The sequence below is a fragment of the Mycobacterium sp. 012931 genome (assembly GCF_000419295.1).
Taxonomy (GTDB): Bacteria; Actinomycetota; Actinomycetes; order Mycobacteriales; family Mycobacteriaceae; genus Mycobacterium; species Mycobacterium marinum.
Genome location: NZ_AOPX01000001.1, coordinates 4,682,297 through 4,705,439 on the forward strand (window position 1 = coordinate 4,682,297; position 23,143 = coordinate 4,705,439).

The following is a 23,143-nucleotide window of genomic DNA, read 5'->3' on the forward strand; positions in this document are numbered from 1 at the left end:
GTGTGCAACAACTACGGCCGGATGGGTGGGGCACGCACGCGACAACTCCGATCGCGTTGGCGCAACGAGGTTGCGCTGCCAGCCCGCCAGACGCCGGCGGCAGGACTATCCCCGATGCAGCAGGAACATGCCGTAGGCGGCGATCGACTGGGAGTCGACGATCCCTCCGGTGCGGATCATCTGCTCGACTTCGTCGCGCGCAAACCACGCACTGCGCATGTCCTGTTCTTCGTGCTCGCGCTCCGACTCCCCCTCGGTTATTCCGGTAGCCAGGAACACCCAACCGCGCTGGCTGGTCAGTCCCGGGGCGGTATCGAGCTGACCGAGCGACACAAACGACGCCGCTCGTAGTCCGGTCTCCTCGCGCAGTTCGCGCGCCGCCAGCTCGGCCGGCTCGACGTCGGACAAGTCGGGAGCGGTCCCTTGCGGAAACTCCCACCGCCGCGCACCGACGGGATAGCGGAACTGCTCGACCAATCGGAATCGGTTCCCGTCGTGCGCGATCACAAGCGCATAGGCCGGTTTGTCCACCACGCCGTAGATGCCGGGACTGCCGTCCGGGCGGCGAATGTCGTCCTCACGGAGCACCATCCAGCGGTTGCGGTAGATCTCCCGGGAAGCGACGGGTTCGATGAAGGGCACACAGCCAGTATCACTACCGACACTCGTGGCGCCGGCAACCGCATCGGGTGGGCCCCAGGCGGGGTCGAGGAGACACCATTGTCGCCGATCCGGCGGCGCCGGCAAACCCGTTGCGCCCGTCTCTCGGCGACGGTTGCGGTTGCGCAAACCGTGCGAGCTGGTTGAAATCTGTACGGTGCGCATAAGTGAGCGCGAACAGCGAACACCAACAAAGGTGGGTGTACCTATGCCGAACGATCCCGGACCACGGCGAGACCTGTGAGCATGCGGCGTCACATCATCGTCAGCGGCGACGACGCGCTAGCGAACACCATTGTCGAGGAGCTGAACAGCGCCGGCGTCACCATCCTCAAGCTGGCCAGCGACGAGCTCAATGACGCCCAGCTCGCTCAGGCCATCGCGGTCATCTGCGCCGGCGACGACGACGCGCGAAACCTCGAAATCGCATTGTTGGCAAGAAGAGCCGACCCGCACGTACGAGTGGTGGCCCGACTGGCCAACGATGTGCTGCGTGAGGCGATGGCCGCTGACAACGGTCCGGGAGCGATCCTTGACGTTGCCGACCTTGCCGCGCCATCGGTCGTCGAGGCGTGTCTGGCCCGCACCGTGCACCCGTTCGAGGCCGCCGGCATCGAGTTCGTCGTCTGGCGCGCGGAGGCGCCGCGGGATGCGACCCTGCGCGAGATCTACGGCGATCTGGCCCCGGTGGCGGTGGTCCGGGGAAAAAACTCGCCCACCCCCGGTGAGGTGTTGACCTGCCCGGGGCGCGACCTGCGGGTCCATGCCGGCGACGAGACGGCGATGGTCGGCACCGCCGAAGACTTGGCCGCCCGCGGCATCAAGGTTCCCCGACCGACCTCGACGCGTTTTCGTCTGCTGCGGCTTCGGCAGATCTCCGATGCGGCACGCGCGCTGCGCAACGACGTCAACCCGATGTTCTTCAAGGCTTTGGCCGCGATGACGACGCTGCTGACCGTATCGACGACCTTGTTGCGCTTTGCCTACCGCCACCCTCCGGGGATGACGTGGCTCGATGCGCTGTACTTCAGCACCGAGACCATCGCGACGGTGGGCTATGGCGACTTCAGCTTCTCCCACCAGCACCCCTGGCTGCGAGTATTCAGCATTACGTTGATGTTCGCCGGTGTGACCACCACCGCCATCCTGGTCGCATTCATCGCCGACCTGCTGCTGTCGCGCCGCTTCACCCGCTCGGCGGGCCGGCGGCGGGTACGCCAGCTGCGCAACCACGTGATCGTCGTCGGACTGGGTTCATTCGGCATCCGGGTGGTCAGGGATCTGATCGCCGCCGGTTACGACGTCGCGGTCATTGAGCTCGACGAGAACAGCCGCTTTCTGGAGTCGGCGGCCGAGCTGGACGTGCCCGTCATCTTCGGCGACGCGACGCTGCCGCAAACGCTGGAATCGGCTTGCATCGCCCACGCCCGCGCGATGGCGCTACTGACGCAAGACGACATGGTCAATATCGAGACCGGGATCGTGCTGCGGGAAATGTTGGGCGCGGTGAAAGCCAATCGTCGCGATATCCCGCTTGTCCTGCGCGTCTATGACCGTGAGCTGGGAGGCGCGGTTGCCCAGCGGTTTGACTTCGAGAGCGTGCGCTCCACTGTCGAATTGGCCGCGCCTGGTTCATTGGCGCCGCGATGGGGTTGCAGGTGCTGGGCACGTTCTCGGTAGGACAAAGCTCATTCATGGTGGGCGGGATGCACGCGTCAGCGCAAAGCGAACTCGATGGTCTGTCAATGCGTGAGCTTGTCACCGGAACCCGCGTCATTGCGATCACCCGCCCCGACGAGCCGCCACAGTTACATCCGCGCCGCGACACCCGGCTGCGGGCCGGAGACACCGCCTATCTCGTCGGCCCGTATCGCGAACTGTTGGCGACGTTGCGCAAGGGACAGCCTCCCCAGCAGCCCGCCAACGGCGATGGGCACTGGCCAGAAGTGGCGACGGTCGACAACGTTGGCCCGCTGGACCGGCCGAACTGAACCGGCTCTCACCCCGATGCGCCGGTAGCGCCGGGAGTACCGGACAGCGTTCCGCCGGCCCCGCCAACCCCGCCGTCGCCGGGCGGCGCGCTGTTGCCGCCGGGCGCCCCGGCTCCACCGTCGCCGCCGTTGCCGATCAGCCTGGCATCGCCACCGCGCCCGCCGGACCCGCCAGTGCCACCGATCGTCCCGAATCCGTTCCCGCCGGATCCGCCGGCACCGCCGCCGCCGCCGTCGCCATAGAGCCACCCTCCGGTACCACCCGCCCCGCCATCGCCGCCGGACCCACCTGGCCCCACGAAACTGCTGAGGTGTAACCCGCCGTCGCCACCAGCACCTCCCGCACCGCCGGCACCCACCAGCAGGCCGCCCGCGCCTCCGCCGCCGCCGTTGCCGCCAGCCTCACCCAAGATGCCCAACCCGGCCCCGCCGTTCCCGCCGGCGCCGCCGGCGCCCACCAGTCCGGCTGCCCCGCCGCCACCACCAGCTCCGCCGGCGCCGCCCACCCCGCCGTCCCCACCGAATCCGCCGGTCCCGCCGTCGCCATAGAGCAGCCCACCGTGGCCTCCGGCGCCGCCAGCGCCACCGGCGAAGTGCGAACTGGCAGGACCGCTTGTCGCACCCGCACCACCGGTCCCGCCAGATCCGCCGGCGCCGAGCAGCCCGGCGTCCCCGCCTGCGCCACCGGCTCCGCCGTTGCCGCCTTTGGCGAACCCGCCGTCACCACCCGTGCCGCCACTGCCGTACAACCAGCCGCCATGGCCACCATGGCCACCGGCTCCACCGGGACCGAGACCGGTGGCGGCTCCTCCGAAGCCGCCGTTGCCACCGGCACCGAACAACCAGCCCCCGTTGCCTCCGGCACCCCCGGCCGCACCGCCGCCGCCGGCGCCACCGGAGCCGCCGTTGCCGATCAGCCCGGCGTCCCCGCCGGCACCCCCGGCCACCCCGGTGTTTGTGCCCGCCGCACCGCTACCGCCGTTGCCGCACAGCAGTCCCCCAGCCCCGCCGCCTTGCCCGGGTGCCGTCCCATCGGCGCCGTCGCCGATCAGAGGACGTCCCAGTAGCGCCTGGGTGGGCGCATTGAGCACGCCAAGCAGGTCTTGCTCGAGGGTTTGCAGTGGCGAGGCGTTGGCCGCATCGGCGGCCGCATAGGCGCCGCCGGAAAGGTTCAGCGCCCGCACGAACTGGGTATGAAACGTGCTCGCCGCGGTGCTGAGCGCCTGATAGGCCTGCGCATGGCCGGCGAACAACGCCGCGATTGCCGTGGACACGTCATCTGCGCCGGCGGCCAGTATCCCCGTCGTCGGGAGCGCCGCGGCCACGTTGGCAACGCTGAGAGCCGCACCGATGCTGTCCAATTCCGTTGCCGCCAGCGCTAACTCGTCCGGTACAGCAATGAAATAAGACATTGCTAGCCTCCTGGCTGCGCCGCCGCGAGCAACAACAGCGTATCGCCGCGCACCCGCGACAGCCAGGGTCTACCTGACGTGTTCGCCGACCCAGGACTCAGGCCGCACCGAACCTCGTCACCACATCGATTGCCCGACGAAGTTGCTCGACGTCCGAGGACGTCGGGATGAGCTGGACTTCGTCGGTGCCGATCTCTTCGAACCGTCGCAGCACGGCAAGCAGCTCGTCTTCGCTGCCCGCCCAGCCCGTCGTGGGCGCCATCGCATCGACGTACTCGGCCGGGATCCAATTCATGTAGCGCCGCAGATGCCGATGCACCTGTGCGCGCGCGTCGGCCTGCGGCCCGAAAGCGAACCAGAACGACGTCGCCAGGTGCGGCTTGGGCTTGCCCGCCTGCGCCCACGCGGCCCGCGCGACGTCGAATAGCTCATTTTGCTTGGCGACGTCGAGGTCCAGGGTGGTACCCGCTAGACCGTCGGCCCAGGGTGCGGCGCTGCGCAGGGTCTTGGGCCCGATGGTGCCGACCAGCAGTGGCGGGCCTCCCGGCTGGACCGGTAGGGGTCCGACGGGCCGCACCGACTCGCTGATCTGCTCACCCGCCCACACCCGCTTCATGACTGCCACCCGCGTTGCCATTCCGCCCATCGTCTGGGTCTTGGGGTCGGCCCCGACGGCGAGGTAGTCCTCACGCCTACCTCCCACCCCGATTCCCACGGTCAACCTCCCACCGCTCAACATGTCGCCGGTGGCCAGCGCTTTGGCCAGCATGACCGGGTCATGCAACTGCGGCACAATAACGGTCGTCACCAACCGCACCCGATCGGTCCAGGCGGCCAATGCCCCGAGCAGGGTCGAGCTGTCGGGGTTGTCGAATGCGATCCGCTCGCCCCAGCACAGCGCGGAGAACGGGCCTTCGTCGACGGCACGCGCCCAGGTCTTCAGCACATTCGCGTCCAGATCGGGCTCCATTACCGGCATCGTCATAGCTATCTGCACAATCGCGATTCTGGCAGCATGGGGCGGATTGGTGTATCGAGCACATCAATCGGGCACGTCCGGCTCACCGTTACCGACATCGAGCGATCGCGGCGGTTTTACGAGAGCGTCTTCGAGTGGCCCGTGCTGATCGAGCTTCCTGCGAACGCCGACGAGGCAACACGGCGCCAGCTGGCGTTTCTGTACGACGGGGTGATCTACGACCTCGGCGGGGCACTACTGGGGTTGCGCCCGGTCGCCAATGACAGCTTCAACGAGAATCGAGTCGGCCTGGACCACATCGCCTTCCGAGTGGGCAGCATCGACGAACTAAATAGTGCGGCAGCGCATCTGGATGATCTCGGCATTGCGCACGAGCCCGTCAAGGACATTGGTCCGTCCTACATCCTGGAGTTCCGCGATCCCGACAACATCGCTCTGGAACTCACCGCACCCAAGTAGCCGGCCGGGCGGCTTGCGAGCGTGCGCGAAATGTCAGCGTTAACGGCGTGTCGAGGTGCCGACACGCACGCTCGGCACGGACAGGGGTAACGATGGCCATCAGCTTCAACCACACCATTGTCGCGTCACACGACAAGCGAAAATCCGCGGAGTTTCTGGCAGAGCTGTTGGGTCTGCCGAGTCCAGTGACATTCGGCCCCTTCCTGGTGGTCGCGCTCGAGCACGACGCCAGCCTCGACTTCGCGGATGTGCCCGAGGACGTGGAGATTCACCCCCAGCACTATGCGTTCCTCGTCTCCGAGCAGGAATTCACTGAGATCTACGGCAAGATCTCCTCGCGCGGCTTGCCGCACTGGGCAGACCCGGGTGCCCGACGTCCCGGCGAAATCAACCACCGCGATGGGGGTCGTGGGGTGTATTTCCCCGACCCGGCCGGGCACTCGATGGAGATCCTCACCCGACCGTACGGCTCAGGCTCCTAGTCGCCGCTGCGCGCCGAGCCGTGCCGCTCGAACTCCTGCGCCCGGTAGGCGTCGGCGAGTTTCGCGACGTGTCCGGGCAGCGCCCCCGTGGCGACATCGGCCAGCGTCGTCTCTTCCAACACTGATCGCATGCTGGCGCGCAGGGCCCGCCAGACATCGGTCAGCGCCGTGGTGGGCCCGGAGTAGGGCAGGTCGCCCAGCCCGATGTCACGAACGCTGGCCAGGGGCCCGTCGATGCAGCGCAGCACGTCGGCGATGCTGATGTCGGTCCCGGGACGCGCCAGTTCATAGCCACCGTCGCGCCCGCGGTGGCTGCGTACCAGGCGGTCGGTCCGCAGGTTGGTCAGGATGTCGACGAGGAACTGCGGCGGTATGCCTTGAGCCTGCGCCAGGTCCTCGGTCTTGATCACCGTCCCGCTGTCGGCTGTCGCAAGTTGGACCATCGCGCGCACCGCATATTCCGCTTTGGCCGACATCCGCATGCTCAGGATTGTGCCATCCGCCCCCGGTTACCAGACGCGACGCCAGATGTTGCTGCAAAGAGCCGGGGAATCCGGCCCGCCGAGGCGACCGAACTAGGGCCGCAGCTCGAGCAAGTCGATGACGTCTTGCGCTTGCTGGTCGAGGCTACGTGACGGCGTGAGGCGCAGGTCAGGATGCTTCGGGCGCTGGTAGGGGCTGTCTATCCCGGTGAAATGGGTGATCTCACCCGCACGCGCCTTCGCATACAGACCTTTGGGATCGCGCCGCTCGCAGTCGGCCAGCGGGGTGTCACAGAACACCTCGACGAAGTCGAATCCGGCGTCGGTGTGCACCTTGCGAGCTAACTCACGATGCTCGGCCAGCGGGCTGATCGCCGGAACCAAGACGACATGACCACAATCTGCGAGCAGCACCGCGACATGGGCCAGCCGACGCAGGTTCTCCGCGCGATCGGCCATGCTGAAGCCCAAGTCCGCGTTCAATCCGTGTCGTAGGTTGTCGCCGTCCAGGACGTACGCGGCGACGCCTTCTTCTAGCAGCTTGCGCTCGACAAGCATGGCCACCGACGACTTGCCGGCACCCGACAGGCCGGTGAGCCAGACGGTCCTGCCCCGCGGCCGCTCCGTCGTGGTGACCAGCGACTGGTGGCGCACCGTGTTCGGACTCGATGTGTGGGTCGAGACGTCGCGCAACACCATGCCCGCCGCGACCGTACCGTTGGTGTCCGGGTCAATGAGAATGAAAGAACCCGTGCTCGAGTTTCGGGTGTATTCGTCGAGCAACAGCGGCACCTGGGTACGCAGCGAAATGCGACCAAGTTCGTTGAGCTTCAGTGCAGTTGCCGTCTTGTCGCGATGCAGGGTGTTGACATCAAGCCGGTAGTCCAGCGCGGTGACCCTTGCGCGGGTGGTCCGGGTTGTGTGCTTGATGACGTAGTCACGCCCTGGCTCCAACACCCCCGAATCCGCCATCCAACACACGGTTGCGTCGAAGTCCTGCGCGACTCTGGGCTGGTTGTTGGTTCGGGCAATCATGTCGCCACGCGAGATGTCGATCTCGTCGGCCAGGCTCAGCGAGACGGCCATCGGCGGAAATGCTTCCGGCACCGGACCGTTGGGGCCATCGATCGCGATGATCCGGGTCGCCTTGCCGATCGGCAGGACAACGACCTCATCCCCTGGGCGCATCACCCCACTGGCGACGGTGCCCGCGTAGCTGCGATGGTCCTGGTGCTCCAAGGTGTGCGGCCGGATGACGTACTGAACCGGGAATCGCACGTCAACCAGGTTGCGGTCACCGGCGATGTAGACCTCTTCGAGATGGGACAGCAGTGAGGGCCCTTCGTACCACGGCGTCTGGTCCGATTTGGTCACCACGTTGTCGCCATGCAACGCCGACATCGGGATGGAGGTGACGTCTTGCACATCCAGGCGGGCGGCAAAGGCGTGGAACTCGTCGCGAATCGCCTCGAATTTTGCCTTGTCCCAACCGATCAAGTCCATTTTGTTGACGGCGAGGACAAGGTGACGAATGCCCAGCAGCGATGCCAGGAAGGCGTGCCGGCGTGATTGTTCCAGCAGGCCGTGCCGGGCATCGACCAACACGATCACCAGCTGCGCGGTGGACGCACCGGTAACCATGTTGCGGGTGTACTGGATGTGCCCTGGGGTGTCGGCGATGATGAATTTCCGCTTCGGAGTAGCGAAATAGCGGTAGGCGACATCGATGGTGATGCCCTGCTCACGCTCGGCCCGCAGGCCATCGGTGACCAGCGCGAGGTCGGTGTATTCGTGACCACGTTCCTTTGAGGTCTGTTCCACCGAGGCCCACTGGTCTTCCATCACGGCCTTGGAGTCATACAGCAGGCGCCCGATCAGCGTGGACTTACCGTCGTCGACGGAGCCGGCGGTTGCCAGGCGCAACAGCGTGGTGGATGCGGACATCAGAAATACCCCTGCCGTTTGCGGTCTTCCATTCCAGACTCGGAAATGCGGTCGTCGGCCCTGGTCGCCCCCCGCTCGGTGAGCCGCGCCACGGCGGTCTCCGCGATGACCTCCGCAACGGTTGCGGCCTCCGATTCCACACATCCGGTGCACGTCACGTCCCCGACGGTGCGGAACCTCACCGTCGCCTCGAACACCGGCTCGTCCGCGCCGGGCTGCATGTGCCGATCGACGGCCAACAGCATGCCGTCTCGCTTGAACACCTTGCGCCGATGCGCAAAGTAGATCGACGGCAGCGTGATGTGCTCGGCGCCGATGTAGGACCAGATGTCGAACTCGGTCCAGTTGGACAGCGGGAACACCCGGATGTGCTCGCCTTTGTGGTGGCGTCCGTTGTAGAGATTCCACAGCTCCGGCCGCTGCGCCTTGGGGTCCCACTGGCCGAACTCGTCGCGGAAACTGAACACCCGCTCCTTCGCGCGCGCCTTCTCCTCATCGCGGCGGGCACCCCCGAACGCCGCGTCGAACCGGTTCTCCCGGATGGCACGCAGCAGCGTCACGGTCTGCATCGGGTTGCGCGACGGGAAGGTCTCGACGACCCGGCCGGCGTCGATGTCGTCCTGCACCGATGCCACCACCAACCGCACTCCTGACGCTGCGACCAGCTCGTCGCGGGTCGCGATGACCTCGTCAAAGTTATGGCCGGTATCCACGTGCATCACCGGGAACGGCAGCCGCCCAGGACGAAACGCCTTGATGGCCAGGTGCAGCATCACGATGGAGTCCTTGCCGCCGGAAAACAGCAGCACCGGACGTTCGAACTCGGCGGCCACCTCACGAATGATGTGCATCGCCTCGGCTTCCAGCGAGCGCAGATGACTCAATTCGTACTGACCGACGGCGGGGCCCGTTGTTACACCACTGGTGGTCATGGCTTCACCTAACATGCAGAATCAGAAACTCAATACCTGATAATTCTGGTAGAACTGACCATATTTATTGCTATTGTTACCTATGGAACCAGTCCTGCCCTGCCGCTGTCAATGAAACTATTGGGAAGCGCGCGGGCAGCTTTGGGAACTTCTTTTCCAGCCGTCGTCGATACGCCAGCATGGACGGATGTCCAATGCTTCAGGTTCGGCCGACAATGCCAGCGGTCGCGACGTCATCGCGCAGTTTCTGCCGCAGTCGCCGTTCGTCACGAAACTGGGAATCGTCGCAGATCACCTCGGTGCCGATGAGGTGCGGCTTCGGCTGCCGTGGCAGGGCTCCGGCGTTGTTGATTAGCAGGCTTGTGAGCTGGGGAATTGTGGATTGAGGAGGTCTAGGCGGCGGTTGGCGGTCAAAGCGGTGATCCGGCAGGCTTCGGCGATGTTGTCGGCGCCGTTGAGGCGGTGCAGATTGATCGCGGTGTTAGCTGCTGTGGGACCCGTCCAACGTCACGATCGGCGACATGGTGCACGGCGGGGCCATCGCTACCCTTGCCGACCTGACGGTCATGGCCGCCGCTTGGTGCAGCGGGCAGGCGCCGCCCGAGCTGCGCGGCGTCACGGTGTCGCTGGCGCTGGACTTCATGGCGCCGGCACGGGCCACAGACGTGATCGGGGTGGGCCGGGTGCTGCGACGTGGGCGCTCCTTGGTCAACTGCGAGGCCGAGATCGTCGACCCCGAAGGCACGCTGCTCGCCAAGGCCCTGGCGACCTACAAGGTGGGTTGATGTCGCGCTAGAGCGTGACCTCGTTGAGCTTGCCGGTGGCGACGTCGAAAACAAAGCCGCGCAATGAGACGTGCTTGGTGACAAACGGGCTGTTCTCGATGCGGCGCAGCGACTGCTTGACGTCCTCCGCCGCATCCGGGAACGCCTCGGCCGCCCACGGGGGTTTGACTCCGGTCTCGTCCTGGATTCCACGCTTGAAGTCGTCATCGGTGAAAGTGAGCATACCGCAGTCGGTGTGGTGAATCAGCACGACTTCTCGGGTCCCCAGTAGCCGCTGACTGATCGCCAATGAGCGAATGGCGTCGTCGGTGGCCACGCCCCCTGCGTTGCGAATGACGTGCGCTTCGCCTTCGTTGATGCCGAGCAGGCGATAAACGTCCAGGCGCGCATCCATGCAGGCCAAGATCGCAATGTGTTTACTCGGCGGCATCGGCAGCGGACCTTCGAAGCCACTCGCGTAATCCGCGTTGTTAGCCAGGTAGTCGTCGGTAACCGTCACGCACGTCTCCTTATATGTCCCGGCAGAAAATTTGCTACACAAAGCGAAGCCGCGCAGGAGTTTAACAACCGAATGCCCGAATTTCACCGGTGAAAATCAGCAGGATCGCAAAGCGATCGACCCACCCCCGGCGTTGCCGTACCGGCCGCCGCCCGCATCACACGAACCCGTCCCACCGAAATTGAGCGGCAACGCGTGCAGTTGCTGCAAACGCCAAAATCAGCGAGGACCGTCGACATCGGGGGCCGTCTGGTCGGCGTTGTCAGCGGCGCTACACACCCGCTTCTCGCTACCCTGTCCCAATGCAACACGGTGGATGGGCATGACACGATTTCTGGCGCGCCGGTTGCTCAACTACGTTGTGCTCCTCGCGCTGGCCTCGTTCTTGACCTACTGCCTGACCTCGCTGGCCTTCTCGCCGCTGGAAAGCCTGATGCAGCGCAGCCCGCGCCCACCTCAAGCGGTGATCGACGCGAAGGCCGCCGAGCTCGGATTGAACAAGCCGATACCGGTGCGCTACGCCCACTGGGTCACCCATGCCGTTCGCGGCGACTTCGGTGTCACCATCAGCGGTCAGCCGGTCTCCGCGGAACTGGGCCGCCGCATCGGAACCAGCTTGCGGCTGCTGCTCATCGGATCGGTAGTCGGCACCGCGCTCGGCGTGGCGATCGGCGCATGGGGTGCCATCCGCCAATACCGGTTCAGTGACCGGGTGATCACCATGCTAGCATTGCTGGTGCTGAGCACCCCGACCTTCGTCGTGGCCAACCTGCTGATTCTGGGCGCACTGCGGGTGAATTGGGCGCTGGGATTTCAGCTGTTCGACTACACCGGCGAGACCTCACCGGGCGTGGACGGTGGAACCTGGGCAGCATTCGGTGACCGCCTGAAACATTTGGTCCTGCCATCGTTGACGCTGGCGTTGGGCGCCGCGGCGGGCTACAGCCGATACCAGCGCAATGCGATGCTCGACGTGCTGGGCCAGGACTTCATTCGCACCGCCCGCGCCAAGGGCCTCACCCGCCGGCGCGCGCTCATCAAACATGGGCTGCGAACCGCACTGATTCCGATGGCAACGCTGTTCGCCTACGGGGTTGCCGGACTGGTCACCGGCGCGGTGTTTGTCGAAAAGATCTTCGGCTGGCACGGCATGGGTGAATGGGCGGTCCGGGGCATCGCGACCCAGGACACCAACATCGTCGCAGCGATCACGGTGTTCTCCGGGGCCGTGGTCTTGCTGGCCGGCCTGCTCTCCGACATCTTCTATGCGGCGCTCGACCCGAGGGTCCGGGTTTCATGACCGATCAAGCCACGCAAGTCGAGTTCACCTCACGCCGCACGCTGGTGCTGCGCCGGTTCCTGCGTAACCGGGCCGCGGTGGCATCGCTGGCGGTGCTGGTGGTGCTGTTCGTGGGGTGCTATGCGCTGCCCTCGGTGCTGCCCTACTCCTACGAGGACCTCGATTTCGACGCGCTGCTACAGCCACCGAGCACCCGTCATTGGCTGGGCACCAATGCGCTAGGTCAGGACTTGCTCGCGCAGACGTTGCGGGGCATGCAGAAATCCATGCTCATCGGCGTCTTTGTGGCGGTGATCTCCACCGGAATCGCCGCCACCGTCGGTGCCGTCTCCGGCTATTTCGGCGGGTGGCGAGACCGAGCCCTGATGTGGTTGGTGGACCTGCTGTTGGTGGTGCCCAGCTTCATCCTGATTGCGATCGTCACTCCGCGTACCAAGAACTCGACCAACATGATGTTCCTGGTGCTGCTGCTGGCCGGATTCGGCTGGATGATCAGCTCCCGCATGGTGCGTGGCATGACCATGAGCCTGCGCGAGCGCGAGTTCATCAGAGCGGCAAGGTATATGGGCGTTTCCAGCCGGCGGATCATCACCGGCCACGTGATACCCAATGTGGCGTCGATTCTGATCATCGACGCGGCACTCAATGTCGCGGCCGCCATCCTGGCCGAAACAGGCTTGAGCTTCCTCGGTTTCGGCATCCAGCCACCGGACGTGTCGTTGGGCACCCTGATCGCCGATGGCATCCAGTCGGCAACCACGTTCCCGTGGGTGTTCCTGTTCCCGGCCGGGGTCCTGGTGTTGATTCTGGTCTGCGCCAACCTGACCGGTGATGGCTTGCGCGACGCACTGGACCCGGCCAGCAAGACGCTGCGAAGTGGTGACCGATGAACCCGCTGCTCGAGGTGACCGATCTGGCCGTCACCTTCCCCACCGAGAACGATCCGGTCACCGCCGTGCGCGGCATCAGCTACCAGGTAGCCCCCGGCGAAGTGGTCGCGATGGTGGGCGAATCCGGATCGGGCAAGTCCGCGGCGGCCATGGCCGTAGTCGGTCTGCTACCCGAGTACGCCAAGGTCCGTGGCTCGGTCCGGTTGCAGGGCACCGAGCTACTGGGGCTGGCCGACGACGCGATGTCGCGGTTCCGCGGCAAGGTGATCGGCACCGTGTTCCAGGATCCGATGTCCGCTTTGACCCCGGTCTACACCGTCGGCGATCAAATCGCCGAAACCATCGAGATACATCAGCCCACTTTCAGCAGGAAGGCGGCGCGGCGGCGTGCGGTGGAGCTGCTTGAACTGGTTGGTATCGCACAACCCGAGCGACGCGCCCGCGCGTTTCCGCATGAGCTTTCCGGCGGTGAACACCAACGGGTAGTCATCGCCATCGCCATCGCCAACGATCCCGATCTGTTGATCTGTGACGAACCCACCACCGCTCTGGACGTGACCGTGCAGGCCCAGATCCTCGACGTGCTCAAGACGGCTCGGGATGTGACCGGGGCCGGAGTGCTCATCATCACCCACGACCTGGGTGTGGTTGCCGAGTTCGCCGATCGAGCGCTGGTCATGTACGCCGGGCGAGTTGTGGAAAAGGCTACGGTCAACGACCTCTACCACAATCGCCGAATGCCTTACACCATCGGACTATTGGGTTCAGTCCCCAGGCTCGATGCCACGCAGGACACCCGATTGGTGCCAATCCCGGGTGCCCCTCCGTCGCTCGCCGGCCTCGATCGGGGCTGCCCGTTCGCACCCCGCTGTCCCTTGGTCATCGATGAATGCCGCTCCGACGAACCCGAGTTGATCGAGGTCGGCCAGAATCACCGGGCTGCCTGCATTCGCACCGATCAGGTGAACGGGCGCAGCGCCGCCGACATCTATGGCGTGCAGACCGAGGCCACCGAGCCGGCGCCCGCCGACTCATCGGTGGTCGTCCGGGTCAGCGACCTGGTCAAGACATATCCGCTGACCAAGGGCGTGCTGCTGCGGCGATCGATCGGCGAGGTGCGCGCGGTCGACGGCGTGAGTTTCGAACTCCGCCAGGGCCACACGTTGGGCATCGTGGGTGAGTCTGGATCAGGAAAATCCACTACCTTGCATCAGATTTTGGAGCTCGCCGCGCCACAATCGGGATCGATCGAAGTTCTGGGCACCGATGTCACCACTTTGACCGCGTCGAGTCGCAGAGCGCTGCGACGCGATATCCAGGTGGTCTTTCAAGATCCGGTCGCCTCACTGGACCCGCGGCTGCCGATCTCCGATTTGTTGGCCGAACCACTGCAAGCCAACGGCTTCAACAAGACCGATACCCAGGACCGGGTTGCCGAACTGCTTGACATCGTCGGGCTGCGTCGTAGCGATGCCAGCCGCTATCCCGCCGAATTCTCCGGCGGACAGAAGCAACGGGTCGGTATCGCACGAGCGCTGGCGCTGCAACCCAAGATTCTGGCGCTCGACGAACCGGTGTCCGCCCTCGACGTCTCGATCCAGGCCGGAATCATCAACCTGCTCCTGGACCTGCAAGCGCGGTTCAAACTGTCGTACCTGTTTGTCTCCCATGACCTCTCAGTGGTCAAACACCTCGCCCATTCCGTGGTCGTCATGTTTGCCGGCAGCATCGTCGAGCAGGGCAACAGCCAGGAGGTTTTCGGCAATCCGCAACACGAGTACACACAGCGTCTGCTGGGCGCGGTGCCACAACCGATTCCGGGCAATGCTGACTAACGCAGATCGGCATGACGGCGTCCAGCCCGGGCCTGGCGCGAGGTCGCGGCGGCCGACTCGCCCCTGGGCACGGCGTCGAATCCGGTGTGCCGGTGCCGCATTGCTCACCGTGACGCTCCTGCTTGCCGGCTGTTCGGCCAGCACCCAACTCCCCGCCGCGACCAGCGGGTCCACCGCGGTCGGCAGCAGCAGCGATATCAACCCGCAAGATCCCGCCACCCTCGAAGACGGTGGTGACCTGAGGCTCTCGCTCACCGACTTCCCACCCAATTTCAATATCTTGCATATCGACGGCAACTCGGCGGAGGTTGCGGCGATGGTCAAAGCCACTCTGCCGCGGGCCTTCATCATCGGTCCAGACGGTTCGACGACGGTCGACCACGACTACTTCACCAGCGTCGAACTCACCAAGACCAACCCGCAAGTGATCACCTACACCATCAATCCCAAAGCATTCTGGTCTGATGGCACGCCGATCACCTGGCGTGACATCGCGAGTCAGATCCACGCGACCAGCGGCGCGGACAACAGATTCGAAATCGCCTCGAGCGGGGGCTCCGACCGTGTCGCGTCAGTGACCCCGGGAGTCGATGATCGTCAAGCCATGGTGACGTTTGCCAAACCCTACGCGGAGTGGCGTGGGATGTTTGCCGGCAACGGGATGCTGCTGCCCAGCAGCATGACCGCCACGCCCGAGGCGTTCAACAAGGGACAACTCACCGGACCCGGCCCCTCCGCAGGCCCGTTCATCGTCACCTCACTGGACCGCAGCGCACAGCGAATCGTATTGACTCGCAACCCTAAATGGTGGGGAAAGAAGCCGCGCCTGGACAGCATCACCTACCTGGTTCTCGATGACGCCGCGCGGATACCTGCCCTGCAGAACTTCACCATCGACGCGACCGGGATCGGTTCACTCGATCAACTCACCATCGCCGAGCGCACCAAGGGGATCTCGATCCGGCGCGCGCCGGCTCCCAGTTGGAGCCATTTCACCCTCAACGGTGCCCCGGGAGCGGTCCTCGCCGACCCGGCGCTGCGGTTGGCCGTCTGCAAGGGGATCGACCGCCGGACGATAGCCAAAGTGGCACTATACGGCCTGACCAATGATCCGGCGCCGTTGAACAATCATGTTTTCGTCGCCGGGCAGGAGGGCTATCAGGACAACAGCAGTCCCTACGATCCGGAGCAGGCCAAGCGGGAGCTCGACGCCCTGGGCTGGAAGCTCAACGGCAAGTTCCGGGAGAAAGACGGCCATCAGCTCGTCGTCCGCTTGCTGTTCTACGAAGCTCAGAGCAGTCGCCAATTCGCGCAGGTCGCTCAGTACAGCCTGGCCCAGATCGGCGTCAAACTCGAACTGCAATCGAGGTCGGGCAGTGGCTTTTTCAGTAACTACGTCAATGTCGGGGCCTTCGACATTGCGCTGTTCGGCTGGGTCGGCGACGCTTTCCCCCTCTCCTCGCTCACCCAGATCTACATGTCCGACGGGGAAAGCAACTTTGGGAAGATCGGCAGCCCACAGATCGATGCGGCGATCGAGCGGACGCTGCAGGAGCTGGATCCGGCCAAGGCCCTCGCGCTGGCCAATGAGGTGGATAAGCTCATCTGGGCCGAGGGGTTCAGCCTGCCATTGACCCAATCACCGGGAACGATTGCCGTCCTCAGCACGCTGGCAAATTTTGGCGCCAGGGGCCTCGCCGATCTGGATTACACCGCGATCGGATTCATGCGGAGCTGACCCGGCGATGCAGCAGCGGCGCCGGTAGCGCGTGCTCCGCCATAGCCGCCAGTTCGATCGCTTTCCACAAGGCGCGGATCGGCAGCCGCGCCGGCATTGCGTCCAGCTCCGCCCCTCGACCGGTGAGCGCTCCGAACTCCCCCCGACATACCGCCCCGGCAATGGCCAGGGCCGCGGGCTCACGGAAGTCAAGGGCGCTGTGCGCCATGGTCGGTAGCTCTATCAGCACCGCGTTGGGCAGCAATGATGCGATATGTTCGGCGACCATGGCCGGGGTAGTGAGATCGTGCCCGCCCGAAACAACCACGGTTGGCCAGCCGAATCTGGGCATCTCGGCCACCAAGTCGTACGGCTCGGACTCGAACTGATCTGTCGCCGCAATAGTTTCGCGAATCGCCTGAGCGGGATCGAGCGGTAGGCCGTCGGGCTCGGCCGCGTAGTCCAGTTCGCGGAACGCGATGCGACCGACCAGGTCCATCTCGTAGCGGTACGGCACCTTGCGTGCATACATGGCAGAGAACCGGAAAAGCACGTGCCACAAGATCATCCGGCCGCACAGCAGGAGATCCAATTGGCGTTCCAGAAGCCGCGCTCCGCCGTACCCGTAAACCGCCGCTGCGACCTTGGATGCGCGGGCCGTCATCACCCCGGCATCGACCAGCTGCCGAACCTTGGCCGCCAGCGCGGCGGTCTCCGGGCTATCCCCGTCGAGTAGCCGCCTACGAATGGTCTCGCGCGCAAGCGCAATGTCATCGCGAGACAGCAACGGCGAATCGAGAATCATCGACCGTACCCGGGCCGGGTGACGGACGCCGACTCCAGCGGCAATGTAGGTGCCGTATGACGTGCCGTAGATGACAGCCGAGTCGACATGGGCGTCATCGAGCACCGCGGCAATATCGTCGACGACCTGATCGATTGTGAAAGCTTCTGGCGGTAGGTCGGCTCCGGAGTCATCGTGGCGCGACATCCCCACTCCGCGGTGCTCGATCATGATGACATCCAGACCGGCAGCGGCGGCACGCCGGCGCAACCCCTTGTACACCAGCATCGACGCCACTCCCGGCCCGCCCGGGATGATGACCAGCGGATGCGCCGACTTTCGGCCGGCGCGCACGTAGTACAGATCAAACTCGCTGTCGTTGCCCGGCGACACCGGCCGGCGCACCGGCCGCACACCCGGCATTCCCGCGAGTTTCTCGTGCGCCCGGCGCCGTTTGTCGCTCATCGTCATCGGCGTCGGCCCATCATGGGCAGTATTCTGCCCAGACGGGCTGTCGTCGGCAGCTCAAGGGGCCGCCGGTTGGGCCCCTAGAGCCCGGCTCAATTGCGGATCAGGTCGGCAGCCTTGGCGCCTATCAGCACCGATGGGGCATGAGTGTGTCCACGCACCGTGCTCGGCATCACCGACGCGTCGGCGACGCGCAGGCCGTCGACCCCGCGCACCCGTAACTGCGAATCCACCACGCTCGCCTCGTCGCTGCCCATCCGACAGGTACCCAAGGGGTGATACAGGGTGTGCGAACAGGTGGTGAGGGCCAACTCGAGGGTTGCTTCATCGAGCTCGCTGCTGTTGTGCGGCCGCGCCACCGGCCCCAGCAGGCCGCGGAGCGCGGGCGCCTGGGCGATACGTGCGCAGATCCGCAGGCCTTCCATCATCGCGACACGGTCCACACCGCCGGGGTCGGACAGGTAGCGGGCTTCGATGATCGGCTTGGCATGGGGATCGGCAGACCGAAGCGTGATCTGACCCCGGCTCTGTGGGGCAACCAAGATCGGCCCGAAAACCACGCCGTGGCCCGGCGGGTGCGCGGGCAGTCCTTCGTCGTAGAACGGTGCCGGCGCGAAGATCAGCTCCAGGTCGGGTAGGTCCAGACCCGGCCGGCTGCGGACGAATCCGTATGCTTCGCCGACGTTGGAGGTCAGCATGCCCCGGCGCCGCAACAGATAGTTGATCAGCCGCATGGGCTTTTCGGCGGCGGCCAGACTGTCCCCGGCAACGTCGAAGCCCAGCGGCGTGATGAGGTGGTCCAGTAGATTCTGGCCCACTTCTGGCGCGTGGTAGACGGTTTCGATTCCGTGATCGGCGAGATGACTACGGTCTCCGATGCCCGAGAGCATCAGCAGCTGCGGGCTGTTGACCGCGCCGCCGCAGAGCACGACCTCCCGGCGGGCATGCACCGTGCAGTGTTGCCCCTCGCGCTGGTACTCGACGCCAGTCGCCCGGGTACCGTGGATGACGATTCGGGTCGCCGTCGCACCGGTGAGGATGCTCAGGTTCCTGCGCCCCATCGCCGGTCTGAGATACGCGTCGACGGTGCTCCACCGGGAGCCGCGGCGCTGAGTGACGATCGTTTCGCAAAAACCTTCCGGCTCTGCGGAATTCGGCTGCACCGGCGGGAACCCACAGTCGCGTGTGGCGGCCAGCCAGGCCGCAGTCAGCGGACTCGGACTCCGTTGACGGGAGATCTGTAGCGGACCCGTCACACCGCTGTCGTCACCATTGACGAAGTGCCAGGCGGCAGTGACGTCTTCAATCTGGCGGAAGTAGCCGAGCAGCTCGCCGTAGGACCAGTGCGAGCCGGCGAGCCGAGCCCATTCGTCATAGTCGGCGGCAAAGCCGCGCACCCACATCATCGCGTTCATCGAGGACGAGCCGCCGAGCACCTTGCCCCGGGGCCAGTAGATCTCGCGCCCGCCCAGCTGCGGCTCCGGTTCGGTCGTGTAATCCCAGTCGACTTCGCTGCGGAACAGCTTGGGAAACGCCGCCGGAATCCCGATGAAGCGATTCTTGTCGCTCGGCCCGGCCTCGAGCGCCACCACCGAGGTGCCCGAATCGGCGCTAAGCCGATTGACCACCGCCGCCCCAGCTGAGCCCGTACCGACCACTACGTAATCGCACTCAATGTCCACCGCTCATCCCCGTTTTGGGATCAGTGTATGACGCGGGGCGGCCCGATCACTAAAGATTCAGATCGATCCGGTGCGCGCCGGCGACACCGTCGTATCGGTCAGGGCTGCACGTCAGCACGATCACCTGACCATGGGTTCCCACGGTATCGAACACTCCCCCCATCTTGGCCAGGCGGTCTGGATCGGTGAATCCCAGCGCATCGTCTACCACCACCGGAACGGTGTCCTCCTTGGCCACCAGCGCCGCGCCCGCAAACCGGGCCAATATGCCGAGCTGCTCTTTGGCGCCGCCGGACAACGACTCGTAAGGCACCGTGACATCGTCGAGAGTCCGGCTGCGGATCCGTAGATCGCTAGCGACATCGACCTCGAACGTGGGCCCGAACACCGGGCGCCCGAGTCGCTGTAGCTCCATTCGATAGGGCTCGACGTAGCGCTGCCGGGTGGTATCGCGATGCCGTGTCATCACCGATCGCAACAGCTGGGCGGCTCTGGCGCGGCGTCCGATGCGGGCGTGCTGACTAGCGGCATGCTCACGTTCGGTCTCTGCCGCATCAAGCTTGCTCTGCCGACCTTCGCTGCCGAACACCGAGAGTTCGACGCTGATGTCGCGCAGCGCGGCGACAACGGCATCGTGGCGCTCATCCAGTGACTGCGCGATCTCGGCGGCTTCCCGTGCTTCGGCGGCTACCGCCTCGGGCTCGGCCGCGTCCAGCACTTCGGTCAGTTCGGCGAGTCGACGCTGCGACGCCTGCAGCACGTGCAGATCGGCATCGGCCGCCGACGCGAGGTCGGCATCGCTAACCGCGGCCCGCGCGGTGGCCAGCCGCGAGGTGGCCGCTTCGACTTCGGCCCGCCCGTTTTCCAGCCTGCTCTGCAAAACCGTGGCCGAAGTAGAGGTTTCGGCGAGACGCCGGCTTGCCGCGAGAGCGAGCTTGCGCTGATCCTCGCACTGCTTGCCGGCCGTTATCCGGGCGGCCTCGGCCGCCTCGAGTTCGGCACGGGCAGCCGTGGCATCGGTCGCAAACAGATCGGGCTCAGCGGGCTGGCTGGCCTGCAGCTGTGCAAGCCGGCAGCGGAGTTGGTCTACCTGCTCGTCACCACACAGCCCGGCCAGGGTGGCGTTCAACTGGTCGCGGCGCCCCAACAGTTCGCGGCGGCGCTGTTCGACCGATCGGGCCTCCGCCAAGGTTGCCACGCCGCCCGCGGCCAATGCCACCGCAAGTTCTTCTTGTGCTGCAACATATTTGGCCTGCGCCTCCAGCGCGGTCGCCCCCTGGGTGATCCGCGCCGTCAGGACCCCGGGGACCTCGACCTCCGCGGGGCCGGTGGCCGTCATCGACCAACTCGAACCCGCCGACAACTGCACCCGTTGACCGCCAACCACCAGCTCGATATCGGCGGCCGCAGTGAACTCCACCGCCGCGGAAATCAACGCGAGTTGCCCGTCCACCCGATCCACGCTCGCCGCAGCGGATTCGATTCGTTTCAGCAGCGCCTCGGTAAGTGTCACCTCGGATAGCTGGGCGCAGACCCGGTCATGGTCACACTGGACCTCTCCGATCCTGGCCAGTCGGGCGCTCAACCGTTGCGCCTGTTCGCGGTCGGCGATCTGGCCGAGAGAGCGCCGGGCGGCTTCGGCACGGCGTTGAACCGCCGTCAGGCTAGCCGTGGCTTCCTCGACCGCGACGTCGCACCGCTGCGCATCGGCGCTCGCCATCGCCCGCTGGTCGGCGGCGTGCTGCGCATCGATTTGCAGGGCCTCGAGCGCCTTGGCGCGACTGTCGATTTCCTCGCACAGGGCACGCCGTTCAGCATGAGCGGCCGCCGAAGCCGAGCTGGTTGCGGCCTTCGCAGCGGTGACGAGCTTGGCCTCATGCGCTTCTGCCTTCAGCCCCGCGACCTTGTCGGCGGCCTGCCGCGCAGCCGCCAGCCGGGAACCGGCTGCAGCCAACTTCGGCGCCAATTCGGCTGCCTGCCTAGTTAGTTCACCATGGCGACTGATGCGCTCGTCGACCTCGGATACCGCCGCGGCGCACTCCGCTACCGCAGTCTCGGCTCCGCTCAGCCGAGCGAGGGTTGCCGCCCATTCGCCGGTGGGACGTCCGGTTGGGGTGAAGTAGCGCGAATACTCGGCATCGATGCGTTCAATCAGCACTGGCTCGGCACCCGAGAGCGCCACGTCGGTGGCCGAATGGGCGGCGGCAATATCGAGCGCGCGGGAAAGCGCATCACAGCTGGACAGATCCACCGCCGTGGTCGACGCGGCCTGCAGCACCCGCTGGGCACGCCACAACTCGGTGTCCACCGTCTCCGCCAAGATCGCCCGGACCCGCTCATGGGCTTCGTCGCCGGTCAACTGTTCGCGACGAGGCGCCAGCACCGTCAGCTGTGTTTCACACTTCTTGTGAAAACGCTTCCGGTAGACGAAACGGTAAGGACCACTGCTTATTTCGGCAGTGACCTCGGATCCGACGTCGGCATTGGTCGGTTTGACCTGCTTGATTTCCTTTTTCGCCGAGCGATCCTTGAATTCCAGTAGGAGATCCAAAGCCTCGATCATCGAGGACTTTCCAATCTCGTTGGCGCCGCACACAACCACCACACCGTGGTCTGGAAACTCGATCTCCCGATGCGCGATCCCGCGGTAGTTGGTCAGTACCAGCCGGTGCAACTTCATGCCGCGCCCCGATCTGTGAGCCGCAGCAGCAGAGCCAACGCCGCCTGAGCATCGACTGCGGATCCGTCGGCACCCGAACGAGCGGTTGCGACCAACTCGTCAACGGCGGCCGCAGCGAAACCGCCGATGCCGAGGTCGCTGAACTCACCATCCGCCGGAATCACGGCCAGGTCGGTGTGGCGTTCCCACAGGCCCAGCCAGGCGAACAACCGCGCATACCTGTCCAGGCACGCATCCAGCGCGGCACGGTCGGTGACGGTCAACGAACCGGTCAGGGCCAACCGCACCACGGTGCGGTCCTTGTCGGTCATCAGATCCAGATTCAGATCGAGGTCGGCAATGTCACGGCTGGTGTCCACTTCCCGGCGCAGCGTGACAAACCGCCAGCAGCCGACCCGCCTGGCTGTCACCGAGACCGGGCGGCACGGGTCGGTTTCGTCAATGTCGACGACGAGGACGTGGCCGGGGTCAGATTCGACGTCGTCGAAGTTGGTGACTTCCGGCGATCCCGAGTACCACACCCTGCCGCTGCCACCAACCTGAGTCAGCGAATGCTTGTCCCCGAGCGCCACATAATGCAACATTCCTCGCGCCACCGAGTCCTCGAGCCCAGCGAGCCGGATCAGCGAGGGCTTGCCGGGATCCGGGTCCAGCGCATCGATTCCCCCGTGGGCGACCAGCACTCGGGTGCCAGCCCCTTCGGACAGTCCCGCCAACACGTCGGCGACAAGATCGGTGGTGGGAGCCTTGGACCGCCACGGAGCGGCGACAAGCTCCACTCCCGGACGCACTTGGTGACTACCGCAGCGATCGAGAACGACAACGTTGTCCGGACATTCAGTACGAAACAGTGCGCCGGTGTATACCGAAGAAGCGTCCAGCGGGTCGTGATTGCCCGGAAGCAGGTAGACCGGAACACCGATGGCGCGCATGGCCTCCAAGGACTGGCTGATGACCTGGGGCGTGAGCTGATTGTGTTCGAAGACGTCACCGGCCACAACCACGAACTCGGCACCCACCTCGGCAGCCAGCGCCCCCAGACCGGCCACCGCATCGCGGCGCGCCGCCGAATAGCGCGGCTGCGCGTCACCGGCGAGAAAGTGGCGGGTCATGCCCAGCTGCCAGTCGGCGGTGTGCAGGAATCGCATCCTGGTGACCTCCT

General features: G+C 65.5%; 17 protein-coding genes and 4 pseudogenes. 9 read left to right on the forward strand and 12 right to left on the reverse strand.

Annotated features, from left to right (window positions below):
- Window positions 1-105: 105 nt before the first annotated feature.
- Complete coding sequence (locus tag MMSP_RS20595; RefSeq protein WP_020788166.1) at window positions 106-642, reverse strand: NUDIX hydrolase; 537 nt, start codon at window positions 640-642, stop codon at window positions 106-108.
- A 264-nt stretch (window positions 643-906) separates the two neighbouring features.
- Between MMSP_RS20595 and MMSP_RS20600 the strand changes: the two are divergent.
- Window positions 907-2,651, forward strand: a pseudogene (locus tag MMSP_RS20600) (NAD-binding protein).
- Between the two features lie 11 nt (window positions 2,652-2,662).
- Here the strand turns inward: MMSP_RS20600 and MMSP_RS20605 are convergent.
- Window positions 2,663-4,063 (reverse strand): annotated as a pseudogene (locus MMSP_RS20605) (PE family protein); the annotation flags it as partial.
- Window positions 4,064-4,160: 97 nt separating this feature from the next.
- Window positions 4,161-5,048 (reverse strand): LLM class flavin-dependent oxidoreductase, encoded by an 888-nt coding sequence (locus MMSP_RS20610; protein ID WP_020788170.1) that lies wholly within the window; start codon window positions 5,046-5,048, stop codon window positions 4,161-4,163.
- Between the two features lie 39 nt (window positions 5,049-5,087).
- Between MMSP_RS20610 and MMSP_RS20615 the strand changes: the two genes are divergently transcribed.
- Window positions 5,088-5,501 carry a VOC family protein gene (locus MMSP_RS20615; protein ID WP_152522495.1) on the forward strand — a complete coding sequence of 138 codons (414 nt, stop codon included), beginning with the start codon at window positions 5,088-5,090 and terminating at the stop codon, window positions 5,499-5,501.
- Window positions 5,502-5,593: 92 nt separating this feature from the next.
- Window positions 5,594-5,983, forward strand: coding sequence for a VOC family protein (locus MMSP_RS20620; protein WP_011741660.1), 390 nt, complete (start codon window positions 5,594-5,596; stop codon window positions 5,981-5,983).
- On the opposite strand, the gene MMSP_RS20625 is transcribed toward MMSP_RS20620, so the two are convergent.
- From MMSP_RS20625 to cysD, 3 genes are all read right to left on the reverse strand, one after another.
- Window positions 5,980-6,465 (reverse strand): RrF2 family transcriptional regulator, encoded by a 486-nt coding sequence (locus MMSP_RS20625; protein ID WP_012395710.1) that lies wholly within the window; start codon window positions 6,463-6,465, stop codon window positions 5,980-5,982. The genes MMSP_RS20620 and MMSP_RS20625 overlap by 4 nt on opposite strands.
- A 93-nt stretch (window positions 6,466-6,558) precedes the next feature.
- Window positions 6,559-8,409, reverse strand: coding sequence for an adenylyl-sulfate kinase (gene cysC, locus MMSP_RS20630; protein WP_020788172.1), 1,851 nt, complete (start codon window positions 8,407-8,409; stop codon window positions 6,559-6,561).
- Window positions 8,409-9,356: a sulfate adenylyltransferase subunit CysD gene (gene cysD, locus MMSP_RS20635; protein WP_174524070.1), complete on the reverse strand. Its 948-nt coding sequence runs from the start codon at window positions 9,354-9,356 to the stop codon at window positions 8,409-8,411. The genes cysC and cysD overlap by 1 nt, the downstream gene beginning before the upstream one ends.
- A 172-nt stretch (window positions 9,357-9,528) precedes the next feature.
- Between cysD and MMSP_RS20640 the strand changes: the two genes are divergently transcribed.
- Window positions 9,529-9,696, forward strand: coding sequence for a hypothetical protein (locus tag MMSP_RS20640; RefSeq protein WP_020788173.1), 168 nt, complete (start codon window positions 9,529-9,531; stop codon window positions 9,694-9,696).
- Here MMSP_RS20640 and MMSP_RS27645 read toward each other — a convergent pair.
- Window positions 9,693-9,833 (reverse strand): annotated as a pseudogene (locus MMSP_RS27645) (ISAs1 family transposase); the annotation flags it as partial. The gene MMSP_RS20640 and the pseudogene MMSP_RS27645 sit on opposite strands and share 4 nt — an antisense overlap.
- Here MMSP_RS27645 and MMSP_RS20645 point away from each other — a divergent pair.
- Window positions 9,827-10,126 (forward strand): annotated as a pseudogene (locus MMSP_RS20645) (PaaI family thioesterase); the annotation flags it as partial. The pseudogenes MMSP_RS27645 and MMSP_RS20645 sit on opposite strands and share 7 nt — an antisense overlap.
- 7 nt (window positions 10,127-10,133) lie before the next feature.
- On the opposite strand, the gene MMSP_RS20650 reads toward MMSP_RS20645, so the two are convergent.
- Window positions 10,134-10,625, reverse strand: a complete 492-nt coding sequence (locus MMSP_RS20650; protein WP_011741665.1) for a carbonic anhydrase — start codon at window positions 10,623-10,625, stop codon at window positions 10,134-10,136.
- A gap of 322 nt (window positions 10,626-10,947) precedes the next feature.
- Here MMSP_RS20650 and MMSP_RS20655 point away from each other — a divergent pair, with 322 nt between their 5' ends.
- The 4 genes from MMSP_RS20655 (at window position 10,948) to MMSP_RS20670 (ending at window position 16,388) form a co-directional block, all read left to right on the forward strand.
- Window positions 10,948-11,925, forward strand: coding sequence for an ABC transporter permease (locus MMSP_RS20655; protein WP_012395714.1), 978 nt, complete (start codon window positions 10,948-10,950; stop codon window positions 11,923-11,925).
- Window positions 11,922-12,815 (forward strand): ABC transporter permease, encoded by an 894-nt coding sequence (locus MMSP_RS20660; protein WP_020788176.1) that lies wholly within the window; start codon window positions 11,922-11,924, stop codon window positions 12,813-12,815. Before MMSP_RS20655 ends, MMSP_RS20660 begins: the two co-directional genes overlap by 4 nt.
- The gene (locus MMSP_RS20665; RefSeq protein WP_020788177.1) at window positions 12,812-14,650 is read left to right on the forward strand and encodes an ABC transporter ATP-binding protein; all 1,839 of its coding nucleotides are present in this window, start codon (window positions 12,812-12,814) and stop codon (window positions 14,648-14,650) included. Before MMSP_RS20660 ends, MMSP_RS20665 begins: the two co-directional genes overlap by 4 nt.
- A 100-nt stretch (window positions 14,651-14,750) precedes the next feature.
- Window positions 14,751-16,388 (forward strand): ABC transporter family substrate-binding protein, encoded by a 1,638-nt coding sequence (locus MMSP_RS20670; protein WP_020788178.1) that lies wholly within the window; start codon window positions 14,751-14,753, stop codon window positions 16,386-16,388.
- On the opposite strand, the gene MMSP_RS20675 is transcribed toward MMSP_RS20670, so the two are convergent.
- From MMSP_RS20675 to MMSP_RS20690, 4 genes are all read right to left on the reverse strand, one after another.
- Complete coding sequence (locus MMSP_RS20675) at window positions 16,375-17,622, reverse strand: alpha/beta hydrolase (protein WP_020788179.1); 1,248 nt, start codon at window positions 17,620-17,622, stop codon at window positions 16,375-16,377. The genes MMSP_RS20670 and MMSP_RS20675 overlap by 14 nt on opposite strands.
- 89 nt (window positions 17,623-17,711) lie before the next feature.
- The gene (locus MMSP_RS20680) at window positions 17,712-19,301 is read right to left on the reverse strand and encodes a GMC family oxidoreductase (RefSeq protein WP_036426795.1); all 1,590 of its coding nucleotides are present in this window, start codon (window positions 19,299-19,301) and stop codon (window positions 17,712-17,714) included.
- 49 nt (window positions 19,302-19,350) lie between these two features.
- Complete coding sequence (locus MMSP_RS20685) at window positions 19,351-21,981, reverse strand: ATP-binding protein (protein ID WP_020788181.1); 2,631 nt, start codon at window positions 21,979-21,981, stop codon at window positions 19,351-19,353.
- On the reverse strand, window positions 21,978-23,129 hold the full coding sequence (locus tag MMSP_RS20690; RefSeq protein ID WP_020788182.1) for an exonuclease SbcCD subunit D: 1,152 nt from the start codon (window positions 23,127-23,129) through the stop codon (window positions 21,978-21,980). Before MMSP_RS20690 ends, MMSP_RS20685 begins: the two co-directional genes overlap by 4 nt.
- Window positions 23,130-23,143 lie beyond the last annotated feature (14 nt).